A 12,675-nucleotide genomic window follows, 5' to 3' on the forward strand; every position below is an offset into this window, starting at 1 on the left:
GTCAGATGTCTTGCACGCGGGCGCGGAATTTCAGGTCGATCCGCCGCACATCGGCATCCTGAACCCGGCGCGCGCGGGCGCGGTGAAAGTTGAGGTAGACCAACGCCCCGCGATCAAGGCTGAGGGTCGCGTCGACCAGCGCGTCGGACACCGCCGTGGCGACCGCCTTGGCGGTGGAAAACCCCGCCGCGTCGGTGACGACGCTGACGGTGATCTCATGCAGCGCGCCGTGGCCGGTTTGGTCCGACGCATCGCGCACGTCCTCGGGGCCGAGCGAGACATAGGTGCCCGCCACGATCCCCGGCGGCACCGCGTCGTAGATCGCCGCCCCGACCAGCGTGGTGATCGCCGGGTCGGCGGCAAGGTGCTGGAACACCGCCTGTTGCAGCGCGGTGGAAACGCCGTAGCTCATTGCGAGATCTCCTCTTGCGCGAAACAGGTCAGGTAGCGCGCGCCCGGGTCGGGTTCGGTCACGGCGAGGATGCGAAAGATGCGGGTGCCGCTGCGAAAACGCTGTTCGGGCCGGGGCCGCGACGGTGCGCCCTCGGGGGCGGCGCGCAGTGTGATGCGGTAGGGGATCTGCGCCACGGTGGCGAATTCCACCGCCCGCTCGCGCCCGGTGCCGGGTTTGACCTCGGCCCAGAGCGTGCCCAATTGGGTCCAGGTGGTGGTGAAACCGCCCGCACCATCGGGGGTGCGCTCGGGCGCTTCCAGCACCAGCCTGCGGCTGAGAACCGGGCGCCTCATATCGCGCCCCCGCCGAACAGGCGCATCACCCGCCAGGGCTGGATCAGGGCCACGACCTCGCCCGGCACTTCGCCCGCGCCGCCGCCGCGCGCCTCGTAGAACCGCGAGGCCAGCATCAGGGTGGCGTGGCGCAGATCGGCGGGCACATCGTCCCAGGCGGGGCCGAAGCCCGCGTCAAAGCCGATCACTGCGCGCCCGCCCACCGGGATGGTCGGCAGGCAAAAGCCCGTCGCCACCAGCCTCGGGCGGTGCCGGTCCGGCGCCAGGCGATAGCGCGACGGGTTCACCACCTCTTCGGCGTCGAGCCGGTCGAAGATCGACAGCCCGGTGATGGCGCTGACCGGCGCGACCGGCAGCACCTGGGCGCCGAGATCGCGCCAGGCGGTCAGGGTCCAGCCATAGGCGCGGGTGATCAACGCCTTGCCGGTGCGCGCCTCGATGGCGGCCATGGCGGCGCGCAGATGGGCCTCGAGCACCACGTCCTGCACCGCGTCATCGGCAAACCCGCTGCCAAGCCGCAGATGGTCCTTGAATTGGGCGACCGGCAGGGCCGCGCTGGGCACCGGGGTCTGCTCGCCTAACATCATGTGACTTCTCCGAAAATCGGTCCCCCCGGGCCTGCGAAAATGGCATGGGCGCGCGCTGTCCCGTCGCTCGGACGGAGGGAAGCAGCTAGGAACGGGACAAACCCGCGCGCGCCCACTGACCGCGCCGCCGCTGGGGCGGCGCGGGTTCGGGTTCGGGCCTTTAGGCGGCCGAGAGCTTCAGAAGCTTGATCGCCGCGAAGTCGCTGACATCCCCGCCCACGCGCTTGGAGGCGTAGAACAGGACGTGCGGCTTGGCCGAGAACGGATCGCGCAGGATGCGGGTGTCGGGACGCTCGGCGATGGTGTAGCCGGCGGCGAAGTCACCGAACGCGATCGGGGTGGCGTCGGTGCCGATGTCCGGCATGTCCTCGAGGATCAGGACCGGGTAGCCCACCAGCCGCGCCGGCTGATCGACCGCCAGGCCGTCCGACCACAGAAAGCGCCCGTCGGCATCCTTCATCTTGCGCACCGCGCCCGCGGTCTTGGAGTTCATCACGAAGCTCGCGCCCGCCCGGTATTCGGCATCCAGACCGTAGACCAGGTCGAAGATCGCATCCGCCGGGTTGACCGCGTCGAAATCGCCCGCGGTGCCGGTGGCGATGTAGCCCAGGCTGCCCCAGGTCCAGACATCGTTGTCGACATCCGGGTGGGTCAGGAAACCGGTGGGCTTGTCCACACCATCACCGGCGACGAAGGCCGCCGCTTCGGCGCGGGCGAACTTGTCGGCGATGCGCTGGGCCAGCCAGTGCTCGATATCGAAGGCGGCATCGTCCAGGAGGCGCTGCGAGGCCTTGGGCAGGGCCGACAGCTCATGCAGCGGGATGGTGATGCGGTCGATGGTGGGCGTCGCGGTCTCGACCGAGGGGTCGGTCTCGGAGGCCCAGCCGGAGCCCAGGTCGCCGTGGTCGATCAGCACGTCATAGGCGGTCGATTCGACGTTCACCAGGTTGGCGATGGCGCGCAGCGAGGCGTTCGAGCGCAGCACGCTCTGGATCGTCGCGGCGGTCTCGGGGTCGACCAGGTAGCCGCCGTCGCCGGCGACGTTGGTGGCCATGCCCTTGGCCTCGACGCTCAACCCGCGCAGCCCGTCATCGTCGCCCGAACGCAGATAGGCTTCGAACGCCTTCTTGTGCGGGGCATCGAGGTCGGCGGCGGCGGCCAGCGCCGGGCGCATGGATTTGGTCTGGGGGTGGAATTTGCGGTCCAGCATCGTCAGCTCTTCTTTCTGTTGGTCAAGTCGGGTTTCAATGTCGTCGTGGAACATCTTGATATCGCTCATGAAGCCTGCGATGGCCTGTTTCACCTCGCTGGCCGGGGACACGCCCTGAGCAGGGGTTTCGGTCTTGCTCATTGATCCATCCTGTTCTGTCGGGTCAGATCGCCGGCCCGCGATTGCGAAACCAGCATGCGGCGCGCCTCTTGGATCGAAGCGGCCAGGTCGCGCAGGGCCTGGTCCTCGGGCGTGTCGCCCTTGGCCCCGACTCGCGCGCTGGGCAGCATCGGGAAGGTGACAAGCGACACCTCCCAAAGCTCCAGCTCGTGCAAGAGCCGCTGGCCCTTGTCGTTCTTGGTGGCCCTGATGGTGCGGTAGCCGATCGACAGCCCGTCGATGGCGCCCGCCGCGATCAGGGCGGCGGCCTCGCGGCCCTTTTCCACATCCGCCAGGATGCGGCCCTTGACGAAAAGGCCGCGCGCGTCCTCGCGCACCGCGTCCCAGACGCCGATCGGCTGGGCCGGGTCGTGCTGCCACAGCATCCGGACCTGCCCGCCTTTCGCCGCCAGCGCGGCCAGCGAGGCGGCATAGGCGCCGGGCTGGACCACATCGCCGCCCCGGTCGGGGGTGCCGAAATGGCTGGCATAGCCTTCGATGGCGAGGCCGTCCTCGGTCGCGCGGGTCTTGCCCAGGGCGACGAATTTGTGTTCTAGGTCAAGTATTTGTCGGGTCATATTCAATCTTCCTCGGTCAGTTTCGGCAGACCCAGCAGGGCGCGTTTCTCGGCCTCGGTCAGGAAATCCGCCTCGGCCACGCGCTTCCATTGCTGGTCACGCTCGCCCGCCAGGGCCGGCACCTGGTCGAGGTCGGGTTTCAGCGCCAGCTCGGCCCCGGCAAAGCCCGACAGCCAATGCCCCACCGCCGCGGTGACCTTGGCCACCAGCGGCAGCACGGTCAGGCGGTAGAAGGCGCGGTTGGCCTCCTGGTAGTTGGCGTAGGTGGCATCACCGGGAATGCCGATCAGCATCGGCGGCACGCCGAAGGCGGTGGCGATCTCGCGCGCTGCCGCCTCCTTGGTTTTCTGGAACTCCATGTCGGAGGGCGAGAAGCCCATCGGCTTCCAGTCCAGCCCGCCCTCGAGCAGCATCGGCCGTCCGGCATTGCGCGCGCCGACGTGGTAGGCCTCCATCTCGGACAGAAGCCGGTCGTATTGGTCGGGCGTCAGCGTGCCCTGCCCGTCGGCGCCGTGATAGACGATGGCGCCCGAGGGCCGGGCGGCGTTGTCCAGGAGCGCCTTGGACCAGGCCGAGGCCGAGTTGTGCACGTCCAGCGCACCGGCGGCGGCCTGCATCGGGGAAAGGCCGTAGTGGTCGTCCTGCGGGTGGAAGGCGCGGATGTGGCAGACCGGGGCGGCGCCCTCGCCCAACGCAAAGCGGTGCTTGCGCGCGCCCACGGTGTAGTCATAGGCCACCGGCCAGCCATCGGCGCCGGGAATGAGGCTCATCCGGTCGGAGCGCAGCACGTGCAACTCGCCGGGCACACCGCCCGCACCGACCGCTTCCAGATAGCCGTTGCCCGAGAGCAGGATCTGGCCATAGAGCGCCTCGAACAGCTCGGCGCGGCCCTGCGCCGGGTTGGGGCGGGTGATGAGGGACAGCACCGGGTGGGTGTCATAGCGCCGCTCGGCATCCTGCAACACCAGGGGCAGCGCTGCGGCGGCCTCGGCGATCAGCTTGACGGCGCGAAAGCCGATCGGGTTGCCGGTGAAGCCGGAGCGAATGAGGCTCGCGGTGTCGCGCGGGCTCCAGGCCACGCGGCCGGTGCCGCGATAGGCGATCACCGGCCCGGTGGCCGAGGCCTTGGCCTCGTCCGGGGCTGTCTCGGCCCGCTTGAGAAAGTCGAACACCGCCATGTTCCGCGTCTCCTTCATGCTTCGCCCGATGCGGGCAATCCGCCCCCGGCCGCCCACGCAAGTCTTTGCGGGCGTTCGGGAAATTTCGTTGTCGGTGAAACCCTGCCGGGCTGTGATCCGATGTTTGGCACTCTGCCAGACAGGGTTAAAGAACTGTTTAACCCAGCGTTCGCAGGGTCGGGTTCATCGCCTTCAGCGCCGGTTCCACCATCAGGTCGGTGAGCGCCCAGACCAGCGCATCCAGCCGGTCGGGGCTGCCCGATCCCTGGTAGCCCATGGTCGACATGCGGCACATCTGGTCCTCGAGATCGCCAAGCCCGCGCAGATGCGCGACGCGGCCCTGCTCGTAAAGCGCGGCGACGGGTTCGGCGCGCAGGGTCTTCCCCCGGGTGGCGCGCACGGCGCGAAACGGCACCATCGGGTCGATCTGGCGCAGCACGGTTTCCACGAGGTCGCCGCCCTGGTTGACCTCGGCCACCACCCGGTCGGCACCGTGGCGCGCCCGCGCGGCCAGGGCGGCGCGCGCCCAGTCGGTGGGGCTGGCCGCCGAGAGGCTGGCATCCTCGATCACCACCGCGCGCCAGTCCGCGGGCGGGCCGTCGGTGATGGCGCCCACCACCACGATGCCGCAATCGTCCGACCCCGCGTGGCCCGTCACCGGCGGGTCGACCGCGACGACGATTCGCGAAAAGGCGGGCGGCGTGTCGATCCGCGCCGATTCGAGCGCCGCCGAGGTCCACATCGCCCCCTCGACATCGTCGAGCAGCACCCCGTCCAGTTCCTGCCGCCCCTGCCGAGTGCCGCCGTAGCGGGCATAGACCTCGTCGAGAAAGCTCTTGGCCAGATAGGCCCGATTCGCCAGCGTCGGCGCGTGGGTGGTCACGCTGGTCGGGTTGGCGAGGATGGCCTTGAGCACGCCGACGTTGCGCGGCGTGGTGGTGACCACCTGGCGCGGATGCTCGCCCAGGCGCAGGCCGAATTGCAGCATGTCCCAGGCGGCTTCGGCGCGTTTCCACTTGGCCAGTTCATCGACCCAGGCGGCATCGAACTGCGGGCCGCGCAGGGCCTCGGGCTCATGCGCCGAAAACGCCTGCGCCACCGCGCCGTTGGGCCAGACCAGACGGCGGCGGGTGGCCTCCCAGACCGGGCGGCGGTCGGGGGGCGAGACGGCGAGCAGACCCGATTCACCGAACACCATCACCTCGCGCACCTGGTCCAGCGTTTCGCCCACCAGCGCGACGCGGGCCGAGCGGCCGGGCGCGCCGGGGGTCGCCCCCTCGACCTCGGCGCGCACCCATTCGGCCCCGGCGCGGGTTTTCCCCGCGCCGCGCCCGCCCAGGATGACCCATGTGCGCCAGTCGCCATCGGGCGGCAACTGGTGCGGCAAGGCCCAGAAGTCGAAGAGATAAGGCAGCGCCCGCAACGCGTTGTCACTCAGCCCCGCCAGGAAGCGCGTCTGCGTCTCGCGCGGCGCCGAGGCAAGCCAGGCGGAGTTCAATTTCATCGCGGGCGCGGTCGAGGTCGAGCTCGATTCCCGCAGGGGAACCACCGTGTTTGCGTTCGAGGTCATGAAGCGTCTGCCTTTCCTTGAGAACCATCAGCACCGCCTTGTTGAGGTCGGGCACCGATTTCTGCGCGCCCGTGAGCGCATCGAGATGCTCGTGTCTGAGCGCCTCGGCGAGGGTGTCGAGCACCTCGACCAGGCGCTGAAACGTGTTCATCGCGGCCGCCAGAAACGTGTCCTGAACGGCCTCCTTCCCGTTGGTGATGTCGTTGGTCATTGCCAGCGTTTGCCTTTCTTGCCAGCTCCTCCGAGCAACAAAAAAACCGGCGCCGGGCGCGTGGCCCGGGCCGGTTGCATGTCTCCTAGCTTGGCGTTGACACTACCCGAAAGCGTGCGCAATGTCAAGATTACCCGCTTGGGTTGCGCGCGCCCGATTTGCACTTTATCAACATTTGCCGAGTCGCGAGCTAGCCGCCACCGGGCCCGGGACAGGGCAAATCTAGTGGCTGGCGGGCCGGCATGGGCAAGATCGTGCCATGATCGGACAGAACCCGCCCACGACGCGGAAAAGCAATGGCTTTTCCTTCCCTTGTCAGGTTTCCTGCGTTAGGTTCACCGGCGCACCGGGGGGGACACCGGCGCGCCGAAGCAGCATGGTCCGTTGTATTTATGAAACCGAATTTCGCGCTCGATCTCAGCCATGACGGCATCAGCCTGCTACATCGTGGCATTTCGGGCTGGTCGCTGGTGGGCGAAGTGGCGCTTGACGATCCGCTCATGGGCAGCCACCTGGCCGAGCTGCGCCGCACCGCCGCCGAGCTGGAAAGCGGCGGCGTCACCACCAAGCTGATCATTCCCAACAGCCAGTTGCTCTATGTCACGCTCGAGGCGCCGGGGCCGGACGACATCTCGCGCGAGGTGCAGATCCGCGCCGCACTCGAGGGGCTGACGCCCTACGAGGTCGGCGACCTGGTGTTCGACTGGCGCGCCGAGGGCGAGCGCGCGCGCGTCGCGGTGCTGGCGCGCGAAACCATGGACGAGGCCGAGAATTTCGCGGTCGAACACCGCTTCAACCCGGTCAGTTTCGTGGCCCGGCCCGACAGCGGCGATTTCTCGGGAGAGCCGTTCTTCGGCAAGACCCGGGCGGCCACGCGCATCCTGCCGCCGGGCGAGCGGCTGGTGCCCGACACCAGCCCGGTGCCGCGCCGGCCCCGCGCGATGCCTTTGTCGGCCGAAACCCGGGTCGAGGACGATGCACCGCCCGCGCCGCAGGCGGCGCCGTCCCCCGCGCCGCAACCGGCATCCGAACCGGTGCAGAGCTGGAAGCGGGAACTGCCCGATCCCTTCGCCGGGTTCGACGATGACGACGAGCCGACGCCCGCGCAGGACAGCCCGCCCGAGGCCGATCGTGACACCGCACCGGAGCCGGACGAGCCCCCGGCGCCGGACCCCGCGCCCGAGGCGCCCGCTGCCACACCGACGCCGAGCCGCAAGACACGCGCCGTGCCGCGCCGGCCGAAGGCGTCGGAGCGCGGCGAAAAGGGGGTGACCCCGGTGCTGGCCCCGTTCCCGCCGACGCCGGACGAGGTCGACGAACGGCCCCGCGCCGCCCCCGTCGAGACCCCGGACGACACGCCGGCAGGCGCCAAACCGTCGACCCGCGCGGGCGGCCGGGGCGAGACCGGCACGACCGACCGGGCACCCGAACCGAAGGAACAGCCCCGCCGCACCGCGCCTGCGGGGCCGGTGCCGTGGTCCGGGCAGGAGACGCCCGCGCCGCGCGAACCCGTCGCGCCACCGCCGCTGCCCCTGCCGGACCGCGATGCCGACGCCGACACCGCCAAGCCCGTGGCGCGGCCGCCGCTGCCGTTCCACACCCGCCGCGACCCGGCGGCCGCGGAGGCGGGGCCGGATGCAGCGCCCCGGCCGATCGACTTCGGCCCGCGCTCGAACGGTGCGACGAAATCGGCGGCCTCGGATGGCTGGCCGATGGCACCCCGGGCCGACCGCGCGACCGAGAGCGGGCCGCAGGGCGACGCGCCGCGCCGGGTCGATCTGCCGGACACGCCGCCGCCGAAGCTCGACTCGCTGCGCGCCGGGATGGCCGATGCGCTGACCAAACCGCTGCCGACCCCGGACAAGCCGTTCGGCAAGACGCGCTCGGGCGGACTGCGCGGCCTTGGTGGGGCGTTCGGCAAGCTCAGGCGCCGGGGCAAGTCTGACGGCGACAGCGCCGCGGATGCCGGTGGCAAGACGGACGACAAAGCGCACGACAAGGCGCCGGCGAAAGAGACCCGGACGCCTGCCGCCAAACCGACACCGGCACCGACGCCCGCGACACCCCCGACGCCGACCCCGGCTGCGGCGGCGACCGCACCCGCACCCGAGGTGAAATCCGCGCCGCCCGGCAAACCCGCCGCCACCACCAAACCCGCGGCCACGATCAAACCCGCCGCCGTGGAAAAGCCGCGCAGCGAAGCCGAGGCGATGACCGTGTTCGGCGCGCGCAGGTCCAAGGATCTCGAGCGCAGGCCGCGCTATCTCGGGGTGATCCTGACGCTGGGGCTGATCCTGGTGATGGCGATCATCGCGCTGTGGTCGACCGTGTTCGACCCCGGCGAGGACGTGACGCTGTTCAACCCCGGCTCGGACGTCGAGGTCGTGCCCGGCACCGGACCGACCGCCGAGGCGCCGCCCGCCGGCGGCGAGACCGGCACCGAAGGCAGCGACGGCAACCCCGAGACGGTGCCCTCGCCGACCGATCCGCCCGCGCCCGAAACCCAGCCGGCAAGCTCGGCGCCGCCGGTGGTCGACCCGGCGGCGATCGAAACCGCGGTGACCGAAGCCCAGCCGCCCGCGGCGCCCGTCACCGGCGAGGTTCTCAGCCCCGAGGCCGCCGAGGCGCGCTATGCCGCGACCGGCATCTGGCAGCGCGCGCCCGAACCGATGGCCGACCCGTCCGGCGCGCGCATCGACGTGCCCGACCCGGCCGCGCTCGATCCGATCGCCGCGGTGCAGGAGGTGCCCGCCCTGCCCGCCGCGGGGGCCGCCGGCGAAGAGACCCTGCCGCCCAACACGATGGCGCCGCCACCGCCGGGCACCAGTTTCACGCTGAACGAGGCCGGGCTGGTGGTCGCCACGCCCGAGGGCACCGTGGCGCCCAGCGGCATCCTGGTCTATGCCGGACGCCCGGCGGTTCTGCCGCCCGCGCGCCCGCCCGAGGCCGGCGCGCCGCGCGCCGAGGGGGTGCCGCGGGTCAAGCCGGTGCCGCGCCCGGCCAACCTGACGATCCCGACCGACCCCGCCCTGCCCGATCCGCCGGTGCCGGCGGCAACCGCGCCGGAAACGCCGGCGACACCCGATGCGCCGGACGCGCCGGATGCGCCGCCCGAGACCCCGCAATCGCCGGAAGCCGCCGCGCCCGAGGACGGCGCGGCGCTGGACCTGCCGGGGACCGAACCGGATGCGCCCGGCGCAGAACCCGACGCGCCGGATACCGAGCTTGCGGTGATCACGCCGCGCGCCCGGCCCGAGGATCTGGTGGTCGCGACCTCGAACGCGCCCGACGGCGGGCTGATCGACGCCGCGGTCGACGATGTGATCGACGCGGCCTTCGCGGATGCCTCCGAGCTTGCGGTGGCGCGCTCGATCCCGCCGCAGCACCGGCCCGACAATTTCGCCGCCATCGTCGACAGCGTGCGCGAGGCGATGTCGGACGGCTCGCGCGTGGCCGCAGCGCCCGCCGCACCGGCCGCCACCGCCGCGCCGGTGATCCCGGCCAGCGCCAACGTGGCGGCGCGCGCGACGGTGGAAAACGCGCTGAACCTGCGTGCCGTCAACCTGATCGGCATCTACGGCGGGTCGAACTCGCGCCGCGCCCTGGTCCGGCTGGAAAACGGCCGCTACGTCAAGGTCAAGGTCGGCGACCGGTTGGACGGCGGCCAGGTGACCTCGATCACCGCCTCGCAACTGACCTATCAGAAGGGCCGCAAGGTCTATGCGCTCGAGGTTCTGCCGCTCGGCTGAACCGGGGCTTCAGCCCGGCACGCGCGCCCTCAGCACCGCCTCGACCTCGTCCCACCTGACGAATCCGTCGTTGTCGAGGTCCATCCCCATCATCAACTCGCCCTCCTCGCCCGGCGGGCCGATCTCGGGCACCGGGTGCATGGCGACGGCGAGCGCGTGGATCTCGCCCATCGTCAGCAGATTGTCGCCGTTCACATCCGCCTCGGCCCATTCACGGTCGAGGATGGCGTATTCGCGTTCGCCCAGGGTGCCGCCCCAGGCGATCTCGGCATGGGCGTTGAACTCGCCCCGGTCGACCTCGCCATCGCCATCCAGATCGTATTGCGTATAGGCCAGGAACACCCGCGCGCGGTCGGCGGCGGCGCGGATGGCCAACGTCGATCCGGGGCCGATCAACGGGATCGCGCCGCCGCCGGCGAGCCGGTCGTAGGTCGTCCCGAACCGCTCGATCACCGCCTCGCCGCGCAGTTTCAATTCCAGTTCCAGCGCAAGCGGCAGCGGCACGCTGGCCGGATCGCGCGCATCCTGCGAATACGCCGGGGCGGCGGTGGCCAGAAGCAGGAACAGCGCCGCCCTCATGCCACGCCCTCGGTCTCGATGCGGATGGTCTCGCCGCAATGCTTGCAATGCACCGCGTCGGGATCATGCAGTTTCAGCCCGCAGGTCGGGCAGGTGTGGCGCACCTTGGGCGGGCGGAACATCGCCGATGCCAGGCGCAGGAACAGGGTGATGCCGACGATCATCACCAGCACCGACAGCATCCGCCCGCGCGTGCCCTCCAGCGTGATGTCGCCAAAGCCGGTGGTGGTCAGCGTGGTCACGGTGAAATAGAGCGCATCGGCGTAATTCATGATCTCGGGGTTGCGCTCGTGCTGAGTGACATAGATCAGCCCGGTCATCACGAACAGGAACACCGCGAGGTTGACGCTGGCGAGGATCACGTCTTCGTGGCGGCGGAAATAGGTGAAATCCTGCCGGAGCCGGATCGACAACTGGTAGGTGTGCAACAGCCGGAGCGTGCGCAACACGCGCAGGAAGCCGAAGCCCTCGCCGGCAATGGGTGCCAGGAAACTGACCATCGCGATGATGTCGGCCCAGGTGGAAACCTGGGTGAAATAACGCAGGCGCCGACGCTCGACCGCGAGGCGGCTGGAGAAGTCGGCGAGGATGAGCAGGCCGAACACGGCATCCGCAATCTCGATCGCCGGCGTGTGGTCGAGAAACGAGGTCACGATGACGAAGATGATGGTGGCCACGTCGAAGGCAAGGAGCGCATAGCGGAAACGATACGCGCGCTTGGTGTGGCCGAGGTAGAGTTCGCGCAGGAACGCCAGCATGTCGCCTCCGGGTGGGTCGCGGCGCGAGTGGACCAGATCGGGGGCGATTTGGCCAGAGGGTGCGGATGCTCGATGGCAGGGGCCGGGGCGACACTCCCCGGCCCCTGCCCGCCCGGCGCCGGGAGGACGCGCGCGGCCGGGCGATGGGGTCAGGCGGCTTTGAACACCAGCGATGCCCCGTTCAGACAGTGGCGCTTGCCGGTCGGCGCGGGACCGTCGTCGAAAATGTGGCCAAGGTGGCTGCCGCAGCGCGCACAGTGGCATTCGGTGCGCGTCAGCACCAGGAACGAGCGGTCGGCACGGGTGCCGATGGCGCCTGGCAGGGAAGCGGTGAAGCTGGGCCAGCCGGTGCCGCTGTCGAACTTGGCCTCCGAGGCATAGAGCGCCAAGTCGCAGCCCCGGCAGTGATACACGCCGGCGTCATAAGTCTTGTCGAGCGGCGAGGAAAAGGCCGGTTCGGTGCCGTCCTCGCGCATCACCTCGTATTGCAGATCGGTAAGCATGGCGCGCCACTCGGCCTCGGAGCGGGTGATCTCGAAGCCCTGGGCGCGGGCGATCTGCGGGCCGAGCGCGGCGGCGGCAAACGTGGTGGTCAGAAAAGCGCGGCGGTTCATGGCGGTGCTCCTTTCGGGTCTGGGTGGGGCCGCGCACGATCCGCGCGGCCCCGGTCGGGTCGGGTCGGGTCGGCCTACATGCCCGGCAGCAGCACGCTGTCGATCACGTGAATGACGCCGTTCGACTGTTTCACGTCGGCGATGGTAACATGGGCGTCGCGGCCCCGTTCATCGGTCAGGGTCAACATTCCGTTGTCGTAGCTGGCCTTGAGCACGCAGCCGCCGACGGTCTCGACATCATGCATGCCGCCATCGTCCTCGATCATGCCCATGATCGCGTCCGACATCGCGTTGGCGGCGACGACATGGCAGGTCAGAACCTTGACCAGCTGGTCCTTGTTCTCGGGCTTCAGAAGGTCGTCGACCGTGCCGGCCTGAAGCTCGGCAAAGGCGTCGTTGGTGGGGGCGAAGACCGTGAAGGGGCCGTCGCCCGACAGCGTTTCGACCAGCCCCGCGGCCTTGACGGCGGCGACCAGCGTGGTGTGGTCGGCCGAGTTCAGCGCGTTCTCTACGATGGTCTTGTCGGCGAACATCGCGGCACCGCCGACCATCGGGTTGCCGGTCTCGGCATGGCTGGCGGCGAAGGCGGCGCCGGTCAGCGCGAGGGCGGCGGTGGTGGCGAGAATGGTTTGACGAAGCATGAGGTATCTCCCTTGGTTTGCTCTGGTCGTCCCGGTCCGGTTCTGGCCGGGATCGCTCGAAGCCACGCAAGGGAGGCGGGGGAAGTTTCACAGC

At 70.2% G+C, this 12,675-nt stretch carries 13 protein-coding genes; 1 reads left to right on the forward strand and 12 read right to left on the reverse strand.

Translation table 11 applies throughout. The annotated features are described in order from the left end of the window. Position 1 precedes the first annotated feature (1 nt). The 8 genes from FVF75_RS01485 to FVF75_RS01520 all read right to left on the reverse strand — a co-directional run bounded on the left by FVF75_RS01485 (position 2) and on the right by FVF75_RS01520 (position 6,240). A complete protein-coding gene (locus FVF75_RS01485) occupies positions 2 to 412 on the reverse strand; it encodes a DUF3168 domain-containing protein (RefSeq protein WP_148375974.1) in 411 nt (136 codons plus the stop codon). Beyond that, positions 409 to 747 (reverse strand): head-tail adaptor protein, encoded by a 339-nt coding sequence (locus FVF75_RS01490; protein ID WP_148375975.1) that lies wholly within the window; start codon positions 745 to 747, stop codon positions 409 to 411. The genes FVF75_RS01485 and FVF75_RS01490 overlap by 4 nt, the downstream gene beginning before the upstream one ends. Continuing rightward, positions 744 to 1,334 carry a head-tail connector protein gene (locus FVF75_RS01495; protein WP_148375976.1) on the reverse strand — a complete coding sequence of 197 codons (591 nt, stop codon included), beginning with the start codon at positions 1,332 to 1,334 and terminating at the stop codon, positions 744 to 746. Before FVF75_RS01495 ends, FVF75_RS01490 begins: the two co-directional genes overlap by 4 nt. Positions 1,335 to 1,494: 160 nt before the next feature. Continuing rightward, the gene (locus FVF75_RS01500) at positions 1,495 to 2,685 is read right to left on the reverse strand and encodes a phage major capsid protein (protein ID WP_148375977.1); all 1,191 of its coding nucleotides are present in this window, start codon (positions 2,683 to 2,685) and stop codon (positions 1,495 to 1,497) included. Next, complete coding sequence (locus FVF75_RS01505; RefSeq protein ID WP_148375978.1) at positions 2,682 to 3,281, reverse strand: HK97 family phage prohead protease; 600 nt, start codon at positions 3,279 to 3,281, stop codon at positions 2,682 to 2,684. Before FVF75_RS01505 ends, FVF75_RS01500 begins: the two co-directional genes overlap by 4 nt. A 2-nt stretch (positions 3,282 to 3,283) precedes the next feature. After that, complete coding sequence (locus tag FVF75_RS01510; RefSeq protein WP_246137968.1) at positions 3,284 to 4,477, reverse strand: phage portal protein; 1,194 nt, start codon at positions 4,475 to 4,477, stop codon at positions 3,284 to 3,286. A gap of 139 nt (positions 4,478 to 4,616) precedes the next feature. Continuing rightward, on the reverse strand, positions 4,617 to 5,963 hold the full coding sequence (locus FVF75_RS01515; RefSeq protein ID WP_148375979.1) for a DNA-packaging protein: 1,347 nt from the start codon (positions 5,961 to 5,963) through the stop codon (positions 4,617 to 4,619). Then, positions 5,890 to 6,240 (reverse strand): hypothetical protein, encoded by a 351-nt coding sequence (locus tag FVF75_RS01520; RefSeq protein ID WP_148375980.1) that lies wholly within the window; start codon positions 6,238 to 6,240, stop codon positions 5,890 to 5,892. Before FVF75_RS01520 ends, FVF75_RS01515 begins: the two co-directional genes overlap by 74 nt. Before the next feature lie 392 nt (positions 6,241 to 6,632). On the opposite strand from FVF75_RS01520, the gene FVF75_RS01525 reads away from it, so the two are divergent. Beyond that, positions 6,633 to 9,989, forward strand: a complete 3,357-nt coding sequence (locus FVF75_RS01525) for a hypothetical protein (protein ID WP_148375981.1) — start codon at positions 6,633 to 6,635, stop codon at positions 9,987 to 9,989. A 9-nt stretch (positions 9,990 to 9,998) separates the two neighbouring features. Here FVF75_RS01525 and FVF75_RS01530 read toward each other — a convergent pair whose 3' ends face one another. The 4 genes from FVF75_RS01530 to FVF75_RS01545 all read right to left on the reverse strand — a co-directional run bounded on the left by FVF75_RS01530 (position 9,999) and on the right by FVF75_RS01545 (position 12,581). Then, positions 9,999 to 10,568 (reverse strand): EF-hand domain-containing protein, encoded by a 570-nt coding sequence (locus FVF75_RS01530; protein WP_148375982.1) that lies wholly within the window; start codon positions 10,566 to 10,568, stop codon positions 9,999 to 10,001. Beyond that, a complete protein-coding gene (locus FVF75_RS01535) occupies positions 10,565 to 11,326 on the reverse strand; it encodes a zinc ribbon domain-containing protein (RefSeq protein ID WP_148375983.1) in 762 nt (253 codons plus the stop codon). Before FVF75_RS01535 ends, FVF75_RS01530 begins: the two co-directional genes overlap by 4 nt. Before the next feature lie 149 nt (positions 11,327 to 11,475). Further along, a complete protein-coding gene (gene msrB / locus FVF75_RS01540; protein ID WP_148375984.1) occupies positions 11,476 to 11,940 on the reverse strand; it encodes a peptide-methionine (R)-S-oxide reductase MsrB in 465 nt (154 codons plus the stop codon). Positions 11,941 to 12,014: 74 nt separating this feature from the next. Next, positions 12,015 to 12,581 (reverse strand): fasciclin domain-containing protein, encoded by a 567-nt coding sequence (locus FVF75_RS01545; RefSeq protein WP_148375985.1) that lies wholly within the window; start codon positions 12,579 to 12,581, stop codon positions 12,015 to 12,017. Positions 12,582 to 12,675: the final 94 nt, after the last annotated feature.

Source organism: Maritimibacter fusiformis (genome assembly GCF_008086115.1).
In the GTDB taxonomy this organism is placed as follows: Bacteria; Pseudomonadota; Alphaproteobacteria; order Rhodobacterales; family Rhodobacteraceae; genus Muriiphilus; species Muriiphilus fusiformis.

Bases quoted from the DNA above. Each gene is read 5' to 3' on its own strand.
- FVF75_RS01510 (WP_246137968.1), bottom strand. From the start codon at position 4,477: ATGAAGGAGACGCGGAACATGGCGGTGTTCGACTTTCTCAAGCGGGCC.
- FVF75_RS01545 (WP_148375985.1), bottom strand. From the start codon at position 12,581: ATGCTTCGTCAAACCATTCTCGCCACCACCGCCGCCCTCGCGCTGACC.
- FVF75_RS01515 (WP_148375979.1), bottom strand. From the start codon at position 5,963: ATGAAATTGAACTCCGCCTGGCTTGCCTCGGCGCCGCGCGAGACGCAG.
- FVF75_RS01485 (WP_148375974.1), bottom strand. From the start codon at position 412: ATGAGCTACGGCGTTTCCACCGCGCTGCAACAGGCGGTGTTCCAGCAC.
- FVF75_RS01525 (WP_148375981.1), top strand. From the start codon at position 6,633: ATGAAACCGAATTTCGCGCTCGATCTCAGCCATGACGGCATCAGCCTG.
- FVF75_RS01535 (WP_148375983.1), bottom strand. From the start codon at position 11,326: ATGCTGGCGTTCCTGCGCGAACTCTACCTCGGCCACACCAAGCGCGCG.
- msrB (WP_148375984.1), bottom strand. From the start codon at position 11,940: ATGAACCGCCGCGCTTTTCTGACCACCACGTTTGCCGCCGCCGCGCTC.
- FVF75_RS01490 (WP_148375975.1), bottom strand. From the start codon at position 747: ATGAGGCGCCCGGTTCTCAGCCGCAGGCTGGTGCTGGAAGCGCCCGAG.
- FVF75_RS01530 (WP_148375982.1), bottom strand. From the start codon at position 10,568: ATGAGGGCGGCGCTGTTCCTGCTTCTGGCCACCGCCGCCCCGGCGTAT.
- FVF75_RS01495 (WP_148375976.1), bottom strand. From the start codon at position 1,334: ATGATGTTAGGCGAGCAGACCCCGGTGCCCAGCGCGGCCCTGCCGGTC.
- FVF75_RS01505 (WP_148375978.1), bottom strand. From the start codon at position 3,281: ATGACCCGACAAATACTTGACCTAGAACACAAATTCGTCGCCCTGGGC.
- FVF75_RS01520 (WP_148375980.1), bottom strand. From the start codon at position 6,240: ATGACCAACGACATCACCAACGGGAAGGAGGCCGTTCAGGACACGTTT.
- FVF75_RS01500 (WP_148375977.1), bottom strand. From the start codon at position 2,685: ATGAGCAAGACCGAAACCCCTGCTCAGGGCGTGTCCCCGGCCAGCGAG.